Source organism: Vibrio sp. MA40-2, assembly GCF_047302445.1.
Lineage (GTDB): Bacteria > Pseudomonadota > Gammaproteobacteria > Enterobacterales > Vibrionaceae > Vibrio.
Genome location: NZ_CP178627.1, coordinates 278,864 through 302,709 on the forward strand (window position 1 = coordinate 278,864; position 23,846 = coordinate 302,709).

The 23,846-nt window shown below is 37.7% G+C and carries 23 protein-coding genes; 14 read left to right on the forward strand and 9 right to left on the reverse strand.

Annotated elements, in window-relative coordinates; all coding sequences use genetic code 11:
• Positions 1-465: 465 nt before the first annotated feature.
• From ACLKML_RS01155 to ACLKML_RS01170, 4 genes are read left to right on the forward strand one after another with little or no spacing between them, the layout of a single operon-like run.
• On the forward strand, positions 466-1,320 hold the full coding sequence (locus tag ACLKML_RS01155) for a siderophore ABC transporter substrate-binding protein (protein WP_413283710.1): 855 nt from the start codon (positions 466-468) through the stop codon (positions 1,318-1,320).
• On the forward strand, positions 1,317-2,252 hold the full coding sequence (locus tag ACLKML_RS01160; protein ID WP_413283263.1) for an ABC transporter permease: 936 nt from the start codon (positions 1,317-1,319) through the stop codon (positions 2,250-2,252). The genes ACLKML_RS01155 and ACLKML_RS01160 overlap by 4 nt, the downstream gene beginning before the upstream one ends.
• A complete protein-coding gene (locus ACLKML_RS01165; RefSeq protein WP_413283264.1) occupies positions 2,245-3,270 on the forward strand; it encodes an iron chelate uptake ABC transporter family permease subunit in 1,026 nt (341 codons plus the stop codon). The genes ACLKML_RS01160 and ACLKML_RS01165 overlap by 8 nt, the downstream gene beginning before the upstream one ends.
• Positions 3,271-3,277: 7 nt before the next feature.
• The gene (locus ACLKML_RS01170; protein WP_413283265.1) at positions 3,278-4,033 is read left to right on the forward strand and encodes an ABC transporter ATP-binding protein; all 756 of its coding nucleotides are present in this window, start codon (positions 3,278-3,280) and stop codon (positions 4,031-4,033) included.
• Positions 4,034-4,058: 25 nt separating this feature from the next.
• On the opposite strand, the gene ACLKML_RS01175 is transcribed toward ACLKML_RS01170, so the two are convergent.
• Positions 4,059-5,036 (reverse strand): helix-turn-helix transcriptional regulator, encoded by a 978-nt coding sequence (locus tag ACLKML_RS01175; protein ID WP_413283266.1) that lies wholly within the window; start codon positions 5,034-5,036, stop codon positions 4,059-4,061.
• Between the two features lie 127 nt (positions 5,037-5,163).
• On the opposite strand from ACLKML_RS01175, the gene ACLKML_RS01180 reads away from it, so the two are divergent.
• Entirely contained in the window at positions 5,164-7,155 is a 1,992-nt protein-coding gene (locus tag ACLKML_RS01180) for a TonB-dependent siderophore receptor (RefSeq protein WP_413283267.1), read from the forward strand.
• A 35-nt stretch (positions 7,156-7,190) separates the two neighbouring features.
• Entirely contained in the window at positions 7,191-7,490 is a 300-nt protein-coding gene (locus tag ACLKML_RS01185) for a DUF2218 domain-containing protein (RefSeq protein ID WP_413283268.1), read from the forward strand.
• A 199-nt stretch (positions 7,491-7,689) separates the two neighbouring features.
• On the opposite strand, the gene ACLKML_RS01190 is transcribed toward ACLKML_RS01185, so the two are convergent.
• The 3 genes from ACLKML_RS01190 to ACLKML_RS01200 form a co-directional block, all read right to left on the reverse strand.
• Complete coding sequence (locus tag ACLKML_RS01190) at positions 7,690-9,771, reverse strand: DUF4962 domain-containing protein (RefSeq protein WP_413283269.1); 2,082 nt, start codon at positions 9,769-9,771, stop codon at positions 7,690-7,692.
• Positions 9,772-10,255: 484 nt separating this feature from the next.
• A complete protein-coding gene (locus ACLKML_RS01195) occupies positions 10,256-11,011 on the reverse strand; it encodes an SDR family NAD(P)-dependent oxidoreductase (RefSeq protein WP_413283270.1) in 756 nt (251 codons plus the stop codon).
• Positions 11,012-11,335: 324 nt separating this feature from the next.
• Positions 11,336-13,018 (reverse strand): AMP-binding protein, encoded by a 1,683-nt coding sequence (locus tag ACLKML_RS01200; protein ID WP_413283271.1) that lies wholly within the window; start codon positions 13,016-13,018, stop codon positions 11,336-11,338.
• Between the two features lie 257 nt (positions 13,019-13,275).
• On the opposite strand from ACLKML_RS01200, the gene ACLKML_RS01205 reads away from it, so the two are divergent.
• The 4 genes from ACLKML_RS01205 (at position 13,276) to ACLKML_RS01220 (ending at position 14,949) form a co-directional block, all read left to right on the forward strand.
• A complete protein-coding gene (locus ACLKML_RS01205) occupies positions 13,276-13,467 on the forward strand; it encodes a hypothetical protein (RefSeq protein WP_413283272.1) in 192 nt (63 codons plus the stop codon).
• Positions 13,468-13,811: 344 nt separating this feature from the next.
• On the forward strand, positions 13,812-14,198 hold the full coding sequence (locus tag ACLKML_RS01210; protein WP_413283273.1) for a nitrous oxide-stimulated promoter family protein: 387 nt from the start codon (positions 13,812-13,814) through the stop codon (positions 14,196-14,198).
• 124 nt (positions 14,199-14,322) lie between these two features.
• Positions 14,323-14,454: a hypothetical protein gene (locus ACLKML_RS01215; protein ID WP_413283274.1), complete on the forward strand. Its 132-nt coding sequence runs from the start codon at positions 14,323-14,325 to the stop codon at positions 14,452-14,454.
• 18 nt (positions 14,455-14,472) lie between these two features.
• Complete coding sequence (locus ACLKML_RS01220) at positions 14,473-14,949, forward strand: NYN domain-containing protein (RefSeq protein WP_413283275.1); 477 nt, start codon at positions 14,473-14,475, stop codon at positions 14,947-14,949.
• Between the two features lie 13 nt (positions 14,950-14,962).
• On the opposite strand, the gene ACLKML_RS01225 is transcribed toward ACLKML_RS01220, so the two are convergent.
• Together ACLKML_RS01225 and ACLKML_RS01230 are read right to left on the reverse strand one after the other, a co-directional pair.
• The gene (locus ACLKML_RS01225) at positions 14,963-15,118 is read right to left on the reverse strand and encodes a DUF2986 domain-containing protein (protein ID WP_413283276.1); all 156 of its coding nucleotides are present in this window, start codon (positions 15,116-15,118) and stop codon (positions 14,963-14,965) included.
• 100 nt (positions 15,119-15,218) lie between these two features.
• Positions 15,219-15,386: a hypothetical protein gene (locus ACLKML_RS01230; RefSeq protein ID WP_413283277.1), complete on the reverse strand. Its 168-nt coding sequence runs from the start codon at positions 15,384-15,386 to the stop codon at positions 15,219-15,221.
• Positions 15,387-15,553: 167 nt separating this feature from the next.
• Here ACLKML_RS01230 and ACLKML_RS01235 point away from each other — a divergent pair, with 167 nt between their 5' ends.
• From ACLKML_RS01235 to ACLKML_RS01245, 3 genes are read left to right on the forward strand one after another with little or no spacing between them, the layout of a single operon-like run.
• Complete coding sequence (locus tag ACLKML_RS01235; RefSeq protein ID WP_413283278.1) at positions 15,554-17,623, forward strand: TonB-dependent receptor plug domain-containing protein; 2,070 nt, start codon at positions 15,554-15,556, stop codon at positions 17,621-17,623.
• A gap of 9 nt (positions 17,624-17,632) precedes the next feature.
• Complete coding sequence (locus tag ACLKML_RS01240) at positions 17,633-18,181, forward strand: YfiR family protein (RefSeq protein ID WP_413283279.1); 549 nt, start codon at positions 17,633-17,635, stop codon at positions 18,179-18,181.
• Positions 18,174-20,192, forward strand: a complete 2,019-nt coding sequence (locus ACLKML_RS01245; protein WP_413283280.1) for a putative bifunctional diguanylate cyclase/phosphodiesterase — start codon at positions 18,174-18,176, stop codon at positions 20,190-20,192. Before ACLKML_RS01240 ends, ACLKML_RS01245 begins: the two co-directional genes overlap by 8 nt.
• A 28-nt stretch (positions 20,193-20,220) precedes the next feature.
• Here ACLKML_RS01245 and ACLKML_RS01250 read toward each other — a convergent pair whose 3' ends face one another.
• Positions 20,221-21,009: a lipase family protein gene (locus ACLKML_RS01250; RefSeq protein WP_413283281.1), complete on the reverse strand. Its 789-nt coding sequence runs from the start codon at positions 21,007-21,009 to the stop codon at positions 20,221-20,223.
• Between the two features lie 94 nt (positions 21,010-21,103).
• Positions 21,104-21,742 carry a hypothetical protein gene (locus ACLKML_RS01255; RefSeq protein ID WP_413283282.1) on the reverse strand — a complete coding sequence of 213 codons (639 nt, stop codon included), beginning with the start codon at positions 21,740-21,742 and terminating at the stop codon, positions 21,104-21,106.
• A gap of 141 nt (positions 21,743-21,883) precedes the next feature.
• On the opposite strand from ACLKML_RS01255, the gene ACLKML_RS01260 reads away from it, so the two are divergent.
• The gene (locus ACLKML_RS01260; protein WP_413283283.1) at positions 21,884-22,132 is read left to right on the forward strand and encodes a DUF2164 domain-containing protein; all 249 of its coding nucleotides are present in this window, start codon (positions 21,884-21,886) and stop codon (positions 22,130-22,132) included.
• Between the two features lie 81 nt (positions 22,133-22,213).
• Here ACLKML_RS01260 and focA read toward each other — a convergent pair whose 3' ends face one another.
• Positions 22,214-23,680 (reverse strand): formate transporter FocA, encoded by a 1,467-nt coding sequence (focA, locus tag ACLKML_RS01265; protein ID WP_413283284.1) that lies wholly within the window; start codon positions 23,678-23,680, stop codon positions 22,214-22,216.
• Between the last annotated feature and the right edge of the window lie 166 nt (positions 23,681-23,846).

Here is a 23,846-nt window from a genome sequence, read left to right on the forward strand (position 1 = left end):
TATTATTTTATGGTAAATAGGTAACCTAGGAGGATCTGCGTAAGCAGATAACAAAACTTAGTTTAAGTGATGTAAAACAATGCGTCACCTCTCTGTTTCGCTTCGCGATTTATGCCAAAAGGTGGCTTTCAAAAACCATTCTAATCACACAACAATTGTTATCACGTTGTTCCGTGCTTTACGGTTTTAATAAAGCAAGATAGTAACTAAATTTTCTATACAAAACATGAGATGGTTTCGACTCGATTGAACATGAAAAAGTGATCACTTTTTATTGGTTGTTCGGTGTGTAACGACGGAATTATTTTAATATGTGTCTTCTTCATCATCTAACCATTCAAACAAATACTTGAATCATTCTTCAGTAATCTTTATTATCTAAATCTTAATAATAATGCTTATCATCCGTATTAAGGAATAGTTAAAGTGAAAAAAATCGTTGTTTTACTCGTCAGTTGCTTATCTATGGCTTCGTCAGTTCTGCACGCAGCATCTGTTAATCATCTTTTTGGAACCACTACGGTAGATACTCCACCTAAACGTGTTGCGGTAATTGGGGTAGGTGCACTGGATGCATTAGATTACTTTGCTATTACTCCTATCGCTGTTTCTCATGGTACGACGTATCCGAAATATTTAGAAAAATACAATGGTGATAAATTTGCGTCGACAGGTTCATTGTTCGAACCGGATTTTGAAGCGATTTATACATTAAAACCGGATCTCATAGTGGTGGGTGCACGTGGCTCGAAGTTTTACAAAGAGCTACAAGAGATTGCGCCGACACTTGTGTTCACGTTAGATGATAAAAAGTCGTATTGGGAGAGTACTCAGCAGCAGTGGCGTAATCTTGGTACTTTGTTTAACATTGAATCACAGGTAGAACAGACGATTGCCGATTTTGACGTTCAGATCGAAAAAATAAAACAGCATAATCAAGCGAATGAACATGATGCGTTAACGGTGATGAGCTCAGGTGGTAACGTGACAACATTTGGTGCACATTCACGATTCTCGGTTATTTATACTGATTTCGCCTTCAAAGAAAGCGTGCATGACATTAAAGATAGCCGACATGGTGACTTAGTGTCTTATGAATTTATTCGTGATGCTAAACCTTCGACACTATTTGTGGTTGACCGAGACAAATTGGTCAACAAAGGAAAGAGTAATACACGTGCCGCCTTTGATAATGATCTAGTGAAAGCCACACCTGCTTACAAAAATGATCGGGTCATTTTCTTAGATATTAACGCATGGTATCTTGCGATTGCAGGCGTTAATGCAACACAACAAATGATTGATGATATAGCACAGTGAGATGGTTATTGATTGGATTAGTGGGGCTGAGTTTCGCCTCACTATTTGTTGGAATAAGTGATCTATCACTCTACGCTTTATTCAATGGAAACTCTGACGCCTGGGATTTACTTTTCACCAGCCGATTGCCACGATTGTTTGCGATATTACTATCTGGAGCAGGGCTTAGCATTGCAGGATTAGTAATGCAGCAGATTAGCCAAAACAAATTTGCTGCACCTTCTACCGCCGGAACAATAGAATGTGCGACGTTCGGTTACATGCTAAGTTTATTGATATTTGGTCATGGAAACGCGCTTTGGCTTATATTTCTATGCGCCATACTTGGTACGTTATTGTTTATTAAACTCATTCAGTCTATTCAATTCAAAAATGCGGTATTTGTACCTCTCATCGGTATAATTTTTGGCAACGTTATTAACTCCATTGTTATATTTATCGCTTATAAGTACGACGCTTTGCAAAATTTGTCCGGATGGACGATGGCTAACTTCGCTAATATTTTGACAGGGGATTTTGAGTTACTTTATATTGCGATACCTGTTGCGGTATTTACCTATTTTTACGCGACGAGCATATCTGCAGTGGGAATCGGTAAAAGTTTCGCTATTAATCTCGGTTTAAAATACAACCAAATCGTTTCAATTGGTGTGGTGTTGGTGTCGGTTATGGCAGCTTCAGTGGTCATGATTGTTGGTCAATTACCATTTCTTGGACTGATTGTACCCAATGTAGTCAGTTATTTCTTTGGTGATAATCTACGAAAAAATATCGCGCCAACGGCACTGTTAGGTGCTTGTATCGTATTGGTTTGTGATGTGCTAAGTAGAATTATTATATTCCCTTATGAAATGCCTATCTCCATTGTCATTAGCATTGTTGGTGGACTTGTTTTTATGAGTTTATTGTTAAAAAGAGAACGTCATGGTTGAAAAAACAATTAATGCCAAAGTATTAGATAATAATACTTGTGCCGACAAAGGACCGGTAGATAAACTGCGTAATGATCAATTCAAAATTGTATTATTAACGGTTATAGCCATTGTGCTTGTTGTGACATTAGTTGGTAAAGGTTTAACACCGGATAACTATCAATATTTCTTATCTCGGCGTTTGCCAAAGGTGTTAGCGATGATTTTGGCTGGAACGGCAATTGCGTTATCGTCTATGGCATTTCAAACCATTACTCACAATCGGATATTGACGCCTAGCATCATGGGCTTTGATTCATTGTACGTTTTGATCCAAGTAATGATTGCGTTTTTTGTGGGTGGTTTAAGTCAATTTTTATTGAATCCATATTTGAATTTTATCATTTGTGTTTCACTTATGATTGGCTTTTCATTAACGCTATTCAAATTCTATTTTCGCTCAGGTAGAAAAAATATCATTGTTTTATTACTCATGGGGGTTGTTCTTAGTCAGCTGTTTTCAAATTTTTCTACTATGTTCGCCATGATGCTTGATCCAAATGAATATACTATGGTTCAGTCAACCATGTTTGCCAGTTTTAACAATGTTCAGGCAGAGCTAATTTATATCAGTCTTCCTATTATCACGTTTTGTGCAGTATGCTTATTTCGTATGAATGCACTATTAAACGTCTTTTGGTTAGACCATGATAATGCAACTAGTCTCGGTGTTGATGTGGCAAATGTCTCTAAGCAGGTTCTAATATTGAGTTCCATTCTTATCGCTGTTTCTACCGCACTAGTCGGGCCGGTTCTGTTTTTTGGCTTATTAGTGACTAATTTGGCGCGTGAATGGTTGCGAACGTACCAACATAACATGTTGTTTATTGCCTGTTCGTTACTAGCGATAGTCGCGTTATTACTCGGACAGTTTGTGATAGAGAACTTGCTTAATTTTCAAACCACATTGAGCGTTGTAATTAACTTTTTAGGTGGGCTGTATTTTCTCCGTATCTTACTGACCAATAGAATAATGTAGGTGTAAATTGATTAAAGTTGAACATTTAGCAAAACGTTTTTCAGGTAAAAATGTCATTGTTGATAATAATGTGAGTTTCGAAAAAGGGAAAGTCACCTCTATTATCGGCCCGAACGGCGCGGGCAAAAGTACTTTGTTGTCGATGATCAGTCGCTTGTTAGATAAAGATTTTGGCGTTGTCTTTATAGATGGAACCGAAATAGAGCAGTGGGACACTAAACAGTTGGCTAAAAAGCTAGCGGTGTTACGACAGTCTAATAATTTAAGCATGCGTTTTACTGTTCGTGAATTGATTGCATTTGGTCGTTTTCCATACTCAGGTGGGAAATTAAGCTCTGTCGATCAAAATATTATTAGGAATGCGATTGAGTATTTAGAATTAACCGCGATTGAAGATAATTATTTAGATGAGTTGAGTGGTGGTCAAAGGCAACTGGCTTTTATAGCGATGGTGATGGCACAAGATACCGATTACGTGTTACTCGATGAGCCATTAAACAATTTAGACATTAAACATTCGTTACAGATAATGCGTAACATTAAACGTCTGGCACATGAAATGAATAAAGCGATAGTGATTGTTATTCATGATATTAATTTTGCATCCTGTTATTCAGATCATATAGTTGCGATGAAATCAGGCGAAATAATAAAAGAAGGCAGCGTAGAAGAGGTTATCCGAGAAGATATTTTGCAGGATATTTACGAAACGCCTTTTCAAGTAGTGACGCTAGCCGAACAAAAAGTGTGCGTTTATTATTGATTTTAATGTTGGACTGTTAGTGATATTAATTTTTATCAGTAGTTAGTGCTGGTGGGTAACCAAAGGTTTTTTTAAAGGCACAAGTAAAGTTAGAAGGATGTTTATAGCCTGATGAATAGGCGGCTTCTGTAATACCGATTAATCCTGCTTCAAGTTTTTGTTTGGCGATGTTTAGTCTGCGTCGCCGAACATATACTTGTAAACTCACGCCAAAACGTTGTTTGAACTTCCTTTGCAAGCTAGACACACTCATAGATGCTTTGCTCGCTAATTGTTCCGACGTTATTGCTTGTTGCAGATTTTTCTCTATGTACATTAATAGGGTATCGAGTGTGTCCGATGATTTATCCGATTGGGCTTTTTCTATATTGGTATGGTAATTCTGAGAAATCTGTTCAAATGCCTCGACAATAATTAACTGTGCAAGCGTTTCCATTCTGAGTTTGTCGGTTACTTTTTCTGGTTCAGGCAGCTTTAGTATTTGAGAGGTTAAAGTCATTATTGTGTGGTTTACGTTTAATGGTAGGTAAGCCAAATGTTGGCTAATAAATTGATGAATATTGCTGGTGGGCTCTAAGCGTTCTTTTATCCACTGTGCAGGCAACATGATATTTAGTTTAGCGACTTTGTTTTTGTGATGCATTACTCGGCGAAAATTTGATGGTTGATTTAGGTTTACCACAACCGCTTTCATGCCATGGTTATTAGAGTTTAGATCAAATGATAAATGGTCATAACCAAAAGCAAGTTTCCCTTCTAATAATACCGTGATGATAATCGAGCTTTCAGCCATCGAGATGATCTCGTAATCTTCCAATTCGTTTAATGTTCCACCGTGCAGCACTAACCCATTATTTACCCGATAAGAAACGAACCTTCCTTCTACTAAATTCAACCTATGCTGTTTTTTTTCAACAACAATGACTTGTTTATCTGCATTTTGAATACGGCGAGTAAAGGTGCCTTGGTTACTTGTTAATTTTTTTGTGCAATCGTTACTCATAGTGCCTTTTTCTCATAATAGATTGATGGTTTTGCATAACACATTTCAGTGTTCATTTATGCCTGTTGAAATTATTATAAATGATAATGAATATCATTACACATATTAATACAAAAAAGGTAATAGAATGAGAACGAGTAATAAATTAGCTTATAACAAGCTATATTTAGCAGTGGCGTTAGTACTTAGTGGACAAAGTTTTGCTAATGAAACTGAGAGCCAAGAGGAGATGACGGTCTGGGGGACACAAGTTTCTAGTAGTTCTGAATACTTGGGAGATCAAGATATGTCGTTAAAACAAGCGGACCATATGTCTGACTTGTTACGTGATATTCCCGGAGTTGATGTAGGCGGAACACACTCGGTTAATCAACGAATTAACATTCGTGGCTTAGGTGAATCTGACTTAGATATACGTCTAGATGGCGCATCTCAACACGCTAACATGTTCCATCACATTGGTAACTTGACCTTAAATCCAGATATTTTGAAGTCTGCCGATATACAAGTGGGTAATAACTCTGTTACGCAGTCAGGCCTTGGTGGCGCAGTTTATTTTGAAACAAAAGATGCTAAAGATTTACTACGTTATGATGAAAACTTTGGCGCACGTATTTTTGGTGGTTATGCCACTAATGCAAGTCAACAAGGTTCGTTAACACTTTATGGGTTGCTCGGTGATCATGTTGATGCAATGATATATGGTAACTTTGTTGAACGAAAAAACTTTGAAGATGGTGCTGGCGACAAAACGTATGGTTCTGCCGGTGATGTTGGCAACATGTTATTCAAATTAGGTTATGAGTCGTCGGATCTGCACCGTTTTGAATTCAGCTATGATATGTATCGAGACTCTGGAAATTATAGCCCTAGACCGGATATGTCTGGTGCGACTAATGTAGCGTTCAGTGATGACTCGTTAATTCCAACCGATTACGATCGCGATACCATCAGTCTTTCTTATGAACTGTCAGGCGAAAAACACACTGGTAAAGTGAATGTGTACAGCAGTACCACTGAAATTACTCGAGATGAATCAGAGATGGATCCGTGGCCGAGTGATCGTCAATCTCTCAATACGGCAAAAAACCAAAATATTGGCGTAACAGCTAAATTTCAATCTGATTTATTGTTAGCCGGTTTAGCCAATACCTTTACCTATGGCGCCGAATATCTTAATCAAAATAGCACCAGCACATATGGTGGTGTTAAAGCCATGGATGAAAATGCAATATCAAGCATTTTGTTTGTAGAAGATAAATTGTGGTTAACCGATCAATTAGCATGGACAGGGGGGCTTCGCTATGAGAATTTTGCTAGAGATGCAGAAACCAGCGACACAGATTTCAATGCATTAACATGGGGTCTTGGTGTTGATTGGTCAGTCACCGATCAAGTGACGCTCTTTGCTAATGCAAGAAGTCTGTTTAAAGGACCTGAATTGTTAGAAACGTTTGTTAACTATCAAGATGTTACTTATCTAGACGACGATATAAAACCAGAGACAGGCTTGAACCAACAGATTGGTATTCAATATTCGCAAGATTTTGGACCACATTTGATCAGTTCAAGTGCGACGGTATTTAAAACTGATATTGATAACTATATTTCTGAAACTTACCAAAGTGACGGCAGTTACTTAATTGAGAACATTGGTGATGCGGAACTAACTGGTTTCGAATTGAGTGTTAGCTACCGATACGATGCATTTTTCTCTAAGTTATCTTATGCTAAATCGGATAGTAAAGATAAAACCAATGGTGGACCATTGCTAGATGGAAATGGACGTAGCGCCGATATTGGGGATAGCATCGCACTAAGTTTGGATTATCAAATAGATTCAATTAACACCACACTAGGTTGGACCTCTATTGTTGTATTGGAAGAAGATAATGTTGAAGAGGACTCCGCGGTAAAAGAAGGTTACGATACGCATAATTTATACGCTCAATGGCAACCGTCTAGCATAGAAGATTTACAAGTGACATTTGGTATCGATAATATCTTTGATGAACTGTATGTTTCTCATGCATCTAGAACAGGGTCGGCTAAAAATGAAACTCTGGATGACTATGAACCAGGTGTTAACTATAAACTATCTGCATCGTACCAGTTTTAATTGTTGTGATTCACTTTATACAAGAGGCTTAACTCATGGATAACACCAACAAAAGCTATGTTTATATAGAATCAGAACATAGTTCACGTTACATTGTCACGCTTTGTCGTCACTTTGCACGTAAAGTGCCATCTCGTTGGGACGAAAGCCATGGGGAAGTTAATTTTGCTATGGGAGATTGCCTACTATCTTTAGAGAGTGATGGGCAACGATTGAGATTGGAGTGCCAGTCCGATTCGCCAGAAGGCTTAAATGCGGTGCAAAACGTTCTGGCATCTCACGTGCAAATGTTTTCTCGTAGAGAGACGATAGAATTAACTTGGCAGTCAGTTTAATAAACTGATTAATGAGTGTCATAACAGAATGGCTAGGTAAAAGGTAAAGGTGGTGGACTGTAATGGTTCGCCACTTTTTTTTGTTTGCTTAACAAGCGATGTGTTTATTGCGTTGGGCTGTGCGGTTTCTTTCTATTTAGATATAAAAAACACTTGCATATCAAAACGATGTGCAAGTGTTTCACAATAGAACATTGAATTACAATTGAATAATGACTTGTTCACCGTCAATTGTTAACTCTAAAACATCGTCAGTTAGCGTGTAGCTTACTTCCGTTTTAGGGCCATCAACTTTACTTGGGACAAGTAGAGTTAAAATGTTGTGTGATTTACAGGCTTTAAATTTCGCTTCTACGTGACGATGAATTTCAAGATCTTTGTACTCACTAGGATCAACTTCGCCAAACCCTTCTACGTTTTCAATCGATAGTAAAGCGTCTTTGCTTTCATTGATAAAGGCAACATCGAGTAATCCATTTTCACCAATGATTTGGAATGTATCTTCAGCTGTTTTGGTTTTAAAAGTAGTGTGCAGCAACCAAGTTAAATCCTGATCGGTTTTCATTGTTGCAGTATCGCGCATGACGAACACTTTACCTTTCGCAAACCAAATTTTACGTTTGTAAGATTCTAAATCAGGGTTATGGAATTGGTACGACGTTGAGGCATCACCTTCCACAAATAAAACGTCTGATTCAGTATCGTAGTCGCTAATTTTACCGCCCGCTTCAATACAATAACGATCTTGGTGTTCGCCTTCGAAATTGGTTGTGGTGTTTTCTGCGTATTGACCTTTACCGTCAAATAACGGTAGATTTTTAGAGAAAGTTCTACGACGCCATTTTATGTGCATATCAACACCAAAACCACCGTAATAACCAGTGATTGCCGCTAATGTATCGCCAAAGGCATGTAACGTGTAGGCATTTTGGTCACCGTGTGAATGACTGATAGAACCAAATGGACTACATTTGTAAACCATGTGAATGTGTTCTTTTCTATCAAGCATATTATTATGGAAGGCGGCCCAACCAGTAATAGGAAATACTTTTAGCAGTGGATCATTCGATGGAGCGACTTCTGGCATATCATTCCATAGGTAGTCAAAACGTAGATCATCGTAACCAAAGTCCCACCAACCAAAGTTGTAAAACTTAGTATGCGCTTCGGTATCGCGAGCTTTAAGTTGGTTGTAGTACCAGATGTACTCAGGCTTATTATTTACACCCGCAAAATGCTTTATATTGTAAGCGAGTTTTAGACCAGGGAAATCACCAATACTTGATTGGTCGCAGAAGCTAGCACGTTTAGAGTGGACAGGCATACAATAAAGAATAAAGTCACCAGTGTTTTTATAAAACTCTTTATTAAACATGTTAATAGAGGTGTAACTCTTAATTAAATCAAATGCTTCACCTAAAAATGCCATCTGAGTGTTCCAGTAATCTGGCCCTTCAGCCCAAGCCCCATCTTTTCCGCCCCAAGGTGGGTAATGAACAGCATAATACTCAAGTGAGTATTCTATGTATTCACGTGCTTTAGGGTATTCATTGTACAGTGCAATACAAGTAGGAATGACAGCAGAACTAATACTGCGTACGCCATGACTGTTAAGTGGGTTAGCTAATAGATCAACCGTCACTTTAAGGTGATGCATAATCTCTTCTAAGCGTGTGATTAACGCTTGTTTAACGGTTTCACGTTCTTGTTCTGTGAAATAAGCGTGTAGCCAATCGTATCCCCAGGCCATTGAGGCAATAACACGGAAAGCCGCTTCATCGTTGTAACCACGTGAAGTAACACCTTCTGGATCATAAGAGGCTAACTCTAATGTCCATGCTTTTGCTTTAGCAATGATGGTTGCATCATCAAGGATGACACCTGCAATGGATAAATTACGCGTGGCATTAAACGCTTCTTGGCAACTTACATACATTTGTCGCCAATAAGGACGCCATAAGGAGGCTTTACCAACCGTTTCTTCAGGATATGGTTTCGGCTCTGAATAAGGTGTTGTCTCCATGAACTTATTAGTTGAATTGTTCATAAAGGCGTCAAATTTACAGTAGCTAGGATCGGTCTTAAGCTTTGCTCTAAATGCAGCAATATCTTTGCTCTGAACAAGTAGGCGAGGGTGCTCTGTGCTTAAGTTATCAAGAAATGAAAGATCAGTATCAACTTCTTGGACTTTAATAGGCATGCAATCAACAAGATTACCAGCAGACTTGTCGTTTTCTAATTTGATCGCTTTAATGGCGTCAAAAGACTTGTCAGTAGACATTTAAAACCTCTAATTATAGCGTTAATAAACTTAGGTGTTGCTAAAGAAATCGTTCTCATCATTACAGTAAAATTGAGGGTTTCTATAGCATTTGAATAGAACGCACGTAGACGTAAACAGATTACTGAACGACTAAATTGCTCAGTATGAAGTTAGAAGTAATAAATACCTTTAACCTAACGTCAATTGGTGCGGTTAAGAGCTTGAAATAAACTCTGAATTATTGTGAGTTTTTATATCATTTGTATTACTAAAATACAATATGGCGTAGGGAAATTTGACACAGAATTGATAATTAACTCGTTAGTTTGTGAGCGAAGTCAATTATGCAAAGAGAGATAAATATAAATGAGACAATTAGTGTAGTTGTTCACTAATAATAAAGATCATTGACTAAAATGAAAAAGAGCATAAATAACGTTATGCTCTTTAATATTAACGAAAGTAACAACTTAAGGTCCAACGTGCCAGAGATTAGGTAACCTTAGATACCTAAAGCTTGACCACCACCAATTTGTAGAGTCTCAGCAGTGATGAATGATGCATCCTTGCTGACAAGAAAAGATATTACAGAAGCCACTTCTTCAGGTTGACCTAGACGACCTAACATAATGCTATCCGCCCATGAAGCAAAAACTTCTGGTTTTGTTGATTTGATTTGTGCGTGGAAAGGCGTGTCAATCGTACCTGGAGAAACCGCATTTACACGGATATTTGCTGGAGCGAGTTCTTTTGCGAGCGCTCGAGTTAATGTGTGAACCGCGGCTTTCGATGTACCGTAGATGCCCGCACCTGGGCCGCCCGCATTCCAAGCTGCATTTGACGTAAAGTTGATAATTGACGCATTGTCAGACTTTTTTAAATAAGGAATAGCAGCACGGGAAACAAAGAACGCGCTATCAAGGTTGAGTGCCATAACGAAACGGAAGAATTCGGTTGTCATTTCTTCGATAGAGCTACGACCACCTAAACCACCTGCATTGTTTACTACAACGTCGATGTGACCATATTTTTCACCAATAGCCGTAATATTTTCAGTTACTGCTTTATCATCCGTTACGTCAAAACCGTAATATTCGGCTTCAATACCTGCTTGTTTTAGCTCTGCTACACAGGCAGCGCCTTTGTCATCTTCAATGCCGTTAAGAACGACGGCGTAACCATCTTTACCAAGACGTGAAGCAACTTGAAAGCCAATACCACCTGTTGCACCAGAAATAAACGCTACTTTTTTAGACATATTGATGTTCTCCTTGATTGATGTTTCAGTCAACCAACATTCTAGTAACCACAAATTGTTCTATGGCTAAAGAAATGTGACCGATGGTTTATCAAATAAATACTACATATTATTGTATGACAAATAAATAAATTTACAAATAATTTTTTAGACTGATTAAAAATAGGTAAGAGTGCATCCTTGATAAGAATTTTCAATCAATTACTTTGTAGTAAGCAGAAGAAGAAAAACCAGATGAAGATATTCACGTTCAAACGAGCCAGCTGATTTGAAGAAAAGTGTAAACGCCACACCGAACACTGAGTGGTAATGTGGCGTTTAGGGTTAACTTTCTCTTAATTCTCGGCGCAGTATTTTTCCTACGTTGGTCTTTGGCAATTCATCGCGGAATTCGATGATTTTAGGGATTTTATAGCCAGTCAAATGTTGTCTACAGTGCTTTTTGATATCATCAATGGTGACATGTCCATTGGCAACAACGAAAAGTTTCACTCTTTCTCCTGCAATATCATCGTTAATACCGATAGCAGCAGCCTCAACAATTTTAGGATGCAGGGTGGCTACTTCTTCAATCTCAGTAGGAAATACGTTGAATCCTGAGACAAGTATCATGTCTTTTTTTCTATCTTCAATAAAAAAGAAACCTTGTTCATCCATTCTGCCAATATCACCTGAACTTATCCATCCATCGGCTTTCATTACTTCTTTACTTTCAAGTTCCTGTTGCCAATAACCTTTCATTACTTGCGCGCCACGAATTTGGATTTCGCCAATTTCACCGGTAGCTAAAGGGTTGCCTTCGGGATCAACCACTCGTAATTCTGTGCTCGGTAAAGGAACACCAATAGATGGAACAAAAGATTGCTGAGTATGCACGCCACCCGCTACTACAGGGGAACATTCTGTTAAACCATATCCTTCGATTATTGGCATTCCAGTGATTTTTTGCCATTCATCGGCAACATGTTTTTGCGTCGCCATACCGCCAGCAATAGTAAAGTTAGCACTACTAAAGTCTAAAGAGCGAAAACCAGCGTGATTATTTAAACCGTTAAATAAGGTATTTAAACCAAACATCATAGTAAATGGATAACTTTTTAAGTCGGAGACGAAACTATCCAGATCTCTCGGATTAGTAATCAGTAAATTGGTTCCGCCAAAATACATAATAAGCATCATACTTACGGAGTTAGCGAAAATATGATAGAGCGGGAGAGGGGTAACGGCGTGTTCATTTTCCCCTAATGTTCTGGGTAAAAAGTGTCCATTGACTTGCAACACATTAGCAATAATATTTCTATGTGTCAGCATAGCGCCTTTCGCTAAACCAGTAGTTCCACCAGTGTATTGCAAATACGCAAGATCACTATTGCTAATTTCTGGTGGTATAAAGGCTAAATTTTTGCCTTGTGTTAACGCTCGCTTAAAAGAGATAGCACCAGGTAAGTTATATTTTGGTACCATCTTTTTTACGTACTTAACGGCAAAATTCACCAGTGTTCGTTTGTATGGGGCAAGTTCGTCGCCGATACGTGTCAAGATGACATGTTCTAGGCTCGTTTTGCTGATAACTTTTTGCAAGTTATTACCAAAGTTGGTTACTGCAACGATTGCTTTTGCACCTGAATCTCTCAATTGATGTTGAAGTTCTCGGGGGGTATAAAGCGGGTTAACATTGACAACCACTAATCCTGCTTTAAGTGCACCTAAAATGGCGATAGGGTATTGCAATAAATTAGGCATCATTAACGCAATACGATCGCCTTTTTTCATTTTCAGAGTCACTTGTAAATAAGCGGCAAAGGCGGTTGCTTTGTCATCCAATTCTCGGTAACTCAGTGAGTGACCCATGTTAACGAAGGCGGCTTTGTCGGCATTTTTTGTAAATGTTGCCTCAAACATCTCGGTAATATTTTGATATTTGTCGCAATCAACCGTTGAAGGAACGTCATGAGGATAGCTGTTGAGCCAAGGTTTGTGGTCTGAAGATGTATTATGTGAGTGCATTATGGTGTCTTCCAAAACTGTGTACCAAGTAAGGTTAACGTATTAGAAAATCAAACAATAGAGTAAATACCCTTAAGTGACTGCTTTTTGTTCAGTTATGTGCTTTTATCAGAATAATTAACGTTAAATTTTACCAAGTAACAGCACATTTCAAAGACTATTATACTAAAGGAGTATAGATTACTTGACCAATTCAAGTTAAAAATAACCTTACATTTTGTAATGTTTAAGCGTGAAATTAACGAGAGGGTTGTATTATGGAATTAAAGCAAGACCCAAAATGCTATACAGATGTGTGTGTAAACGGGCTTTGGTATCATTATGACCACTGTGGCACAAAAGCCTATATTTTGAGAGGTGGCGCTTCACCTGAAGTGTTACTTGAGAGAGAGCCTAAAACCGAAGATGAACTGGTACTTTTATTACAAGGCCTTACTCCCCATTTTTAATGTCTCAGAGTTTCATTGTTCTATATTATAAAACCGAGCTATAGCTCGGTTTTTTGCATAAAATACCGTGACTCTTTCGTCTTTATTGTGAAAAACTAAGCAAGAAAAATTCATCTAAGTATGATAATGCATTAAAGAGTAATACTAGTGCTTAGAGAGTAAGAATAGTGCTTAGAGAGTAAGAATAGTGCTTAGAGAGTAAGAATAGTGCTTAGAGAGTAAGAATAGTGCTTAGAGAGTAAGAATAGTGCTTAGAGAGTAAGAATAGTGCTTAGAGAGTAAGAATAGTGCTTAAAGAGTAAGAATAGTACTTAAAGAGTAATAACAGCTAAATGTGGTCAATAATGAAGCGAAGTGAACTATTACAAGGTCAGCTAAATACTGAATTTCAAACCGTATCCGCGATGGTGGAAATATATTGTCGCAAATTTCATTCTAATAAAAATGGGCTGTGCGATAACTGTCGTGAACTGCTAATTTATGCTGAAACTAAGTTAGATCGTTGTCCATACGGTGAAGATAAACCAACCTGCAATAAATGCCCTATCCATTGTTACAAACCGGAACCAAAAGAGCAGATGCGGCTCATCATGCGTTATTCAGGGCCCAGAATGCTAATATTGCATCCAATATTAGCATTACGCCATTTACGTCATGAAAAGCGTAAAGTACCAGATGTAATACCTTCGAATGGTTCAAACCGCTACCATCGCCTCAAACTTAAACGTTAGAACAAATTCATTCATCTTGGGCTTACGTTTTGCAAAATGCAGCACAATAAAACCACTAAACAACTATATACTAGCGCTCTATCACAAAAGCTTATAGGATTGATGGTCGAAAAATAGTAAATTTATGGAACCACAAGGGCTTATCGAACTACAAGGATTTGTCGAACCACAAGGATTTGTCGAACCACAAGGATTTGTTGAACCACAAGGAATAGTCTATTGGCTGGTTTGCGTAGGCAATAGCGTTGAAAATTAATCAAATAAGAGAATTTTAATGGAATCAGTTGCAATATTGGTGGATGTTCAAAATATTTATTATACGACAAGAGATCGTTTTAATAGCCATTTTGACTATAACGCATTTTGGCGTCAGGCGACGTTGAATAGACAAGTTGTCGCCGCAAATGCTTACGCAATTGCTAGTAATAACCCTAAGCAGCGTCAGTTTCATCATATTTTACGTGGTATAGGTTTTGACGTTAAATTGAAGCCGTTTATTCAACGAATGGACGGCTCAGCGAAAGGGGATTGGGATGTCGGTATCACTCTTGATGCAGTAGAATTAGCTATGCAAGCCGATGTAGTAATTATTCTATCTGGTGATGGTGACTTTGATTTACTCGCACAAAGAATTATTAATAAATATCAAAAACAAGTGGAAGTCTACGGTGTTAAAGACTTAACGGCTCAATCATTAATTGAATCATCGAGCCGTTTTTTTGAAATTGATCAAGACTTGTTGATTAAATAAAAAGGAAAAGGATCTATTCATGATCCTTTTCTGCTTCTGCGTCTATTTTTTCTAATGCGGCCCGGTCTGCTTTAGATATATATTTCTCTTTATTGCTTTTATGTAATTTGGCATTTTTCTTTTTCTGTTTGTTGATAAAAGTTTGGTTGATTTTCTTTTTACGATTCAAAATAGTATTTCCACTAATCAGTTTTAATTCTAGAACAATTTCATGATCTAATTGAGATGAGTATAAGGTGCTTTGTTAAAGGCGTCTATGTCTTCTCGTTTCAAGGAGCATGAGTAATAGGATTTGTGCCTAGATAGGCGCAGTATTTTGCAACATTAAGTTCGTATAAAAAATCATTTGCACCTAAAGTGATAACAATATCAATAACCATATAGTGATTGGCAACGACAAAATCCAATCGAATATAGAGTTCTATTGATTTGGGCACAACACATGACGTTTTGTTTATATGCAGCTAATAGTGAAATGGGTTGGTATACAATGCACATTATTGATATATTGAATATACTAATCTTGTAGCATAAAAATAATAAATAGTTTGGTTTTTTATTCAGCTCATAATCAGTATGACAATATTAATTAGGAAAAATATTGATGCGTTTTATTTACTTAGCTTCTTGGGCTTTGTCTAGTTTGGTTTTTGCAAATGAAGACTCTTTAGACATTCCTAGTTTAGATCTTGAATCTCTTATGGATACAGATGTTCAAGTGACTGCAGCGATGAAAAGGCTGCAATCATCATCAGAAACGGCGGCATCAATATATGTATTGTCAAATGATGAATTAGTTAAATCTGGTGTTACCTCTATTCCTCAAGCATTGACTATGGTTCCAGGAATACAAGTTCGCAAGATTGATAACAATGTATGGGCAATTACAGCACGTGCTACCGCAGGTCGGTATTCTAGTAAATTGCTGGTTATGATTGATGGGCAGAGTGTGCATAATCCGAGCTTTGCTGGTGTAGATTGGGAAAGTATTAATTTACCAATATTCGATATTGAACGTATTGAGGTAGTAAGAGGTCAGTCAGGTCTTTTGTGGGGAAGTAATGCCACCAGTGGGGTTATTAATATAATAACCAAGCATTCGGAAGACACGCGTACGAGTAAAATTCAAATTGAGACAGGGTCTCAGTTGAACCATCAAATTGTAGGAAGATTTGGCTCTGATCTTGGTGAGAAAGGAGCGTATAGAGTGTATGCCTCTGATCGCGAATCTGAGCATTCATCAGTTTTACGTGGTGGTCCAGAAGGCGGAGAACCAACTGATTACGGCAAAACAAGTTCGTTTGGCTTTAGAACGGATCTAATTATTAGTGATGATATTTCGTTTGTTTTTCAAGGAGATTATACATTAGTCGATAATGGACAAACCGTATCACTAGCAAACCCAAACACCAATGAAGGAGAGCAGTTCGAATCTAAATACCAACGTGAAGATGTAAAATTGATGAATCGCATAGAGCATCGAATGAGTAATTTATCTAACCAAATTCTGCAGTTTAGCTATAGTGGATTAAACAGTGAGTCTGCTTATAACGATGAAAATTTTGATGTTGCTGAACTTGAGTATCAAATGAATACTTTGGTGAATAACGTACGTTTTGATTGGGGGTTAAATTATCAATACAGTAAAATTGATAGCGATGATGAGGACGACTTTTATGTCACGTATGCAGACGATTTTGGTAGCACCGAAATGTACGGAGCCTTTGTTCAAGCTCAGTTTGAATTGATTCCAGAACAACTTCATTTTTCCATAGGTAATCGTTCAGAATATAACGATTTTACCGGTTGGGAGCATCAACCTATAGCGCGTTTAACTTGGTTACCAAATCCGCATCATGTTTTTTGGTCTTCTGTTTCTCAAGGGGTAAGAATTCCGTCATTTGTTGAGTTTAGTGGTGAAACTCGGCTAACAGGTCAAGGAGTGGGAGATATCGACGAGTCACTTGAAGCGCTTGTTGGTGATGTTCGCCTACCTTCTTATTTGTATGGTAATGAAGATATAGAAGCTGAAACCACTTTATCCAGTGAAATTGGTTATCGTTATTTACAGTCAAAATGGAACGTAGATATTTCTTTGTTCCATAACCAATCAGACAATGTTTTGGCGCTTGATTTTGATGAGGATGCTATTGATATTAGTGCGCTTACCACCGCGATTAAAAATAATGATTTGATTACATTAATGGCATTGTTAAGTCAAACATCCCTCAATCATACATTTGTGTCAAATGCTAAGTTAAAATCTTATGGTTCTGAACTGGTTTTTGGTTGGCAGCCGGATGACAGATTTAAAGCGGAATTGGGTTATAGTTTTACCTCGATAGAATATGATTTAGACGATGACTACGAAGCCGCGATTGGTTCTGACACTTATTTATCTCAACTGTTTATAAAATCTTCCTTCGCATTAACTTCTGACCATTACTTATTTGCACTTTATCGCTATGAAGACGGAGATGCTTATCAAACTAATGATTTTGGTGTGCTGGATATAAGTTGGTCATGGATGATTGATCCTAATTGGATGTTTTCTCTTACCGGTAATAATTTACTAGCTGATGATCATTTGGAATACGCGAATACCAATGAGACATTTACCGTTCCTACTTACATAGAGCAATCTATTGCTGCACGTATTTCTGTTAGTTTTTGATGTAATAGGATGAGTAAAATATTGAAATCGATTCGCTTAATACTCTATATTGTCATTTATATGTCACCGACGTTGTCGATGGCTAATGACCGAGAGTATGCGGTTAAATCAGGCTTTATTTATAATTTTGCTCGCTATAGTGAAGGGAGTTGGTTTAATCCGAATGATTCCCAGCGTTATATTATATGCAGTTTCGATCCTCAATTTGTGCTCACTGCATCTAAAACATTAGCTTTGCAAAAAGTGAAAAATCGTTTAGTCGAGGTACATTTAATCTCTGTGGATGGCATTGCTAGCAGTACTTGTCATTCGTTTTTCTTGACGAATAAAAATACCAACATGGTCGATAAAGTGGTACATAATCCTAACTTTGCTGACACAATGTTGATTGGAGAAAATAAAAGTTTTATTGGGTCTGGCGGTCATATCAATTTATTTATCACAGGTGGTAAAGTTCGTTTTGAAGTTGATTCGTACTCATTAAGTCAATCTGGAATAAAAATGAGTTCAAAAGTATTAAGACTGGGCCGTGTTATTAAGGGACCAAAATATGATTAGCCCGGTACCTAAAATACGTTCGCTTGAAATAAAAGTCGTAGCATTTTTTATGGTTATCGCATTATTTGCCGTGTTAACGTCGGCGCTAACCATTATTGGCTATGAAAAAAATAATTCTAAAGCCAAAGAATTACATCGACTAGAATCTATCGCGGAAATCTTATCTCCAGCACTTACCGCTGCGGTTGTGTTTAAAGATGAGTATTCTGCCAACGAATTATTATTTCCTTTGATGTCAGATCACACTATTGTCGATGCCAATGTCGTAGAAACAGATGGCAAGCAGTTTGTTGGTATTACCTCACCGTATATCGATTCAAAAATACAAAATACGCATTTTATTGTAGTGAAAAAGTCGCTGATTTTAGACGATACTCGTTATGGGCAACTCATCATTCGAGCCAATGATCTCTCTATTCAAGAACATATCAGTGTATATTCAATGTTTATCACTTTGATCGGAGCAATAACGTTGGCGATCAGTTTAGTTATGGCTATCGTTTTTAGCCGCTATATTGTGAAACCCATTGCCGGATTAGGAGAACTCGCGAATCAAGTCACTCAAAGTAACAACTATTCGTTGCGCGCGGTAAAAACTAGTAACGATGAACTGGGAGTGCTGACCGATTATTTTAATTTAATGTTAAAAAATATTGAATATAGAGATAAAACCCTTGAATCTGAAGTTAGGCAACGAACAGCCGAGCTAAAAGATGCGAACGATCTTCTGCACAGACAGGCGTATTTTGATAGTTTGTCAGACCTACCTAATCGACGTTATCTGAATGAGTCATTACAACAACATGTTAACTCTTACCATGCTGGTGAAATAAGTGGCTTTTCAATCTTATTCTTAGACTTAGATGGTTTCAAAGAAGTGAATGATACGTTAGGGCATGATCAAGGGGATATACTTTTAATATCGGTTGCCAATAGGTTACAAGAAGTGATTGATTCTTCTCATCTAGTTGCTCGGTTAGGTGGAGATGAATTTACTGTGCTTATGACTGATACTATTCAGCAAGAGGCTACGTCTAGTGCGGCTAACAATATACACAATGCATTGAGTGATCCGTTTTTTATTAATGGTGAAGAAGTGCTGGTTACTGTCAGTATTGGTATTGCGATCTTTCCTACAAATGGGTCTGACGTCGAAACAATTTTGAAATGTGCTGATCTTGCAATGTATGAAGCAAAAGCGCTCGGGAGAAACTGCTTTAGCTATTTTGATTCTTTAATGATGAACAAATTGATTGAGAAAAGGCAGTTAGTTGCTGATCTTAAAGTGGCGCTTTTAGAAGAGCAGTTCGAACTCTATTTTCAGCCGATTGTTGATTTGCAAAGTGGTAACATTGATAAAGTAGAAGCACTGATTCGCTGGAATCATCCAACGAAAGGATTAGTTTATCCGGACGATTTTATTCCAGTTGCTGAAGAATTTGGCATTATTAATGAAATTGGCCAATGGGTAGTGAAAAATGCCTCGCATCATATTCCTATTCTACATAACCTTTTTCAACGCGATATTAAAATTAATATCAACGTATCACCAGCGCAATTTAAAGGTGGGTTTAAGTGGATCGATTCATGGTTACAGGATTGTGAACAATACCAATTAAATATAAAACTCATTTGTTTTGAAATAACCGAAAATTTACTGATGACCAGTGATGAAGTTGTGAGAGACCGCTTAAAACAATTAAAAATACTTGGTGTAGATATCGCGATAGACGATTTTGGAGTAGGTTATTCCTCTTTGTCTTACTTACAGCAAATTAATATTGATATATTGAAAATAGATCGCTCGTTTGTGCAGAACCTTTGTTCTGATGTTAATAGCCAAGCATTATGCAAAGCGATGATTAATATGGCTGATGAATTAGGGATTAAAGTTGTAGCGGAAGGGATCGAAGAACGACAACATGCAGAGTTGTTGGCGAGTTATGGTTGTCGTTATGGTCAAGGGTATTATTATACAAAACCAGTGCCGGTGGAGGAGTTAGTTAGTTAAAAATGCCACTTTTGTTATTAAGTACAACTTATCTTTCATCAAAAAAATCTTTATTTCTTATGTATTTACTCATTAAATGATAGGAAAATGGCCGTATAATCCAGCTCAGTATTGAACGACTTAGTCGAATTATTGAAGGTGTGTTTTCGTATATTCTACCGTTGTATAACCACAACATTTTACCGACATGCCAATATACAATTGGCACAGGTGGCATGAAGGTGACGATATCTAAATCACAACAGACTCGGTAAGTTTTGTGTGCTAATTTATAATGCTTTTTAAATCTCCAGTCACCAATGGCAGGTTGGCCAAATGTAACTACTCGTTTAACCGACTTTGGATACTTCATTTCAATATAGTCAGCGAAAACACAGCCAATTGCACCACCTGACGAATGACCAGTGAACGAAACTCTTTTACCGCGAATAATCAATGGCTCAAGGATTTGTTCTAAACGTTCCCATACGGTTAATCCGAGGTTATCTTGTCTATGTGCAGGAACACTTTCTTGTGTCATTAAATGATAGAATCCACTATGGATAGAGTAATTTAATTGGTGTTTTTGGCAATTTTTTAACCAAAAGGCGAGGTTGACTAACCAATCAGAAAGACTATGAGAGCCTTTGACCACCACCACCACTTCTTCGTTTTTTTTGCTCCACAAAATACGCATCAATATTTTGCCGTGTTTGTTTTTTATAACTCGTTGGCCTGTAGGGTCAAAGCCGTAATTAGTTTGTTTGAAAACTCGTGGATAAGCGAGCTTACACAAAACGGCATAGCGTTCGTATTGGTAGCGCTTCAGTTTCTTCACTCTAGAGTAACTCTTATTAGCTAATGTATTTGCCTATAAATGACTAACGATGCCAGATGAATATGAAAGAAAAGTTACGAGAGTGAAATAATCGTTAATGTTGCCATTCCAGGATGGCGTATAGTTGAATGTATTTGCGCACGAGCTGCTGATCTTGCGACCGAACAAGTGGATGGCCAAACCGTAAGTAACAGGGACGAATATGAAAACGGCTATCAAGTTCATTGACAAGTTTTGAATCGCTTTTGTATAAAGTGATTCCTTGGGCGATATATTCTGAAAAATCATCCGGAATCTCACCCATCCACCAGTCAATAAGTTCTCGACTTTTCTTACTACGTGATATCCAGTGATCGCCTAACAAGACTAAAAGATCATTCGGTTGAATGGCAAAACCGTATTCCGCTTGCCATTCGGTGATATCGGACAAAAGGTGTTCTTTGCATATACTACTCGCACTAGCAAGATGGTGCGTTAGCACCCAAACCGTACCTTCACTTGAAGCTATCCTATAATGATGAGGATGATCAGAATTACGCAAAGTATCAATCGGTTCAAACTGGCTAGGTAAATTAAACGTTTCTAATGTGCTGGCCAATCGTCTGGCAAAAGCTCGACCTAAATGATGTTCACTCATACCTCGGTTATGAACGGTAGGATAATGCTGTTCACATAACTTTAAGCAATCGTTTTGAAAATCATGAATAGCGCGTATAACCAGATCCTTTTGCAATTTTATACTCCAGTGCAGTAAGTAGTTTACGGGGTAGATATATAGTAGATTATAATACTGTGTTTACGCTGAATTACTATAGAAACTTGGTAATAGAATGTTGTTATAGAAACTTGATTTTTAACATAAAAGAGAAAGTTAATGAATAAAATATCGTTTACAGATAAACAGAAACAAGACATTGTTTTTGCATTACAACAGTATTTTGAAGATGAGCTCGATGTTGAATTAGGCCAATTTGATGCGGATTTTTTATTGGACTTTATTGCACTTAAAATTGGACCTGCCTTTTATAATCAAGGGGTTCGAGACTCACAAAAAATAGTGGATACTAAATTGTTAGACATTAATGATGAGTTGTACCAAATAGAAAAAGAGAGTGATTTTTAAATATAAATCACTCTCTTTTATTGCTAATACGTTTTTACGTTAAGTCTTGTAACGACAACAAAGGTGTATTAAACGCGTAAATTAGGCTGTTTCTAATGGTTGTTGCTTATCTTCGGCCACAACGTTGAGTCTTTCTCCATAAATGGATCTCAATGTTTTAACAACGTCCATTCTTGAAACAACACCAACCAATATTCCATCGCTCAGTACGGGGAGTGTTTGCGGTTTATTTATTTTCATGCTCTTGGCGCGTTCTTCTACTGACAATGATGAAAATTGAGTGGCAATACCCATTCCAGTTGTTGGATAGAGTTGTTCTTTGTCTATACATAGGAACTCAACCAAGTTAACTAGTGATTCGTTGTGGTTAACGGCGACTACATCGCGTGACATCAGATCGACTACCTTTTGTCCTTTAGACGGTAGGTAATCTTGACACCACAAATCCACCATTACATCGTGTACCGAGAAGAAACCCACTAGTTTGCCTTGAACATTAACCACAGGTGCACCTTGAATGTTTCTATCGGTTAACGTGTCGATTGCTAATTCAATTGGCATCTCAGCTTGTAGAGAATAGTGATTTTTATTCATTATATCGTTAGCAGTTAAGTTTGTGTTCATAGCGAGTTCCTTGAGTGACGTTGTTAGGGTAGTTGTTTTTATAGAGAGTGATTGTGCTTGTTTTAGTTCTGGACGAACATAAATCGACCAGTTAGATAAACCGACTAACACAGAACCACCGACAATATTGCCGAGTGTTACAGGAATTAGGTTAGCGGTTAAAAAGTTTGAGAATGTAAGATCCGAGTATTGACTCGCTGATACACCAACTTCTAGCCAAAATGATTCTGGCGCGGTAATTTGAATCATAATACCGAGTGGAACCATAAACATGTTGGCTACGCAGTGTTCAAAGCCACTACTAACGAACATAGCAACAGGTAACATAACCATTAGGGCTTTTCCTATGGCGTTTTGGGTGCTAAATGTTAACCAAATAGCTAGGCATACAAGTAGGTTACATAAAATGCCTAACGCAAACGCTTCAACTGGCGTGTGGTGAAGTTTATGTTGAGCAATATTTAATGCGTTGAGTCCCCACTGACCATGTCCTGATTGATAAAGTCCAGCCGCAAGTACAAGTGTTAGCAGTAATATGGCACCCATGAAATTACCGACGTATACCTTGCCCCATATTAATACCATGCGTTTGAAGCTGATTTGTCTGTTGGCCCAAGCAATACTTGAAAGGACCGAACTGGTAAATAATTCGCCGCCCATTAACACAATGAGAATTAACCCCATGCTGAAAGCAAGGCCACCTGCGAAGCGACTAATGCCCCAGCTAGTGGACGTGCTGCCAGTTGTTACCGTGATATAAAAAAGAAAGGCTAATCCGATAAATAGTCCCGCCATTATGGCAAGGCTTATCGTCATACTAGTGCTTTTCTTAGTTTTACTTAATGCAAACAGTTCAGCTTGACTCATCATTTCCTTGGGAGAAAATAGTTGTTTTAGTTCCGTTGAATTATTCACAGAGTTCATCTGTTGCTCCTTGTCATATCTTGCATATATCGCCTCTCTATAAAATGAAAAAGTTGTACTTTTAAAAGGTAATGAGTTTGTTTTAATCTAGAATAGTGCGATGCATGGTTATATGTAAAATTGATAATATTTGTAAAGTACATCAGAGAAACTGATATACTTATTC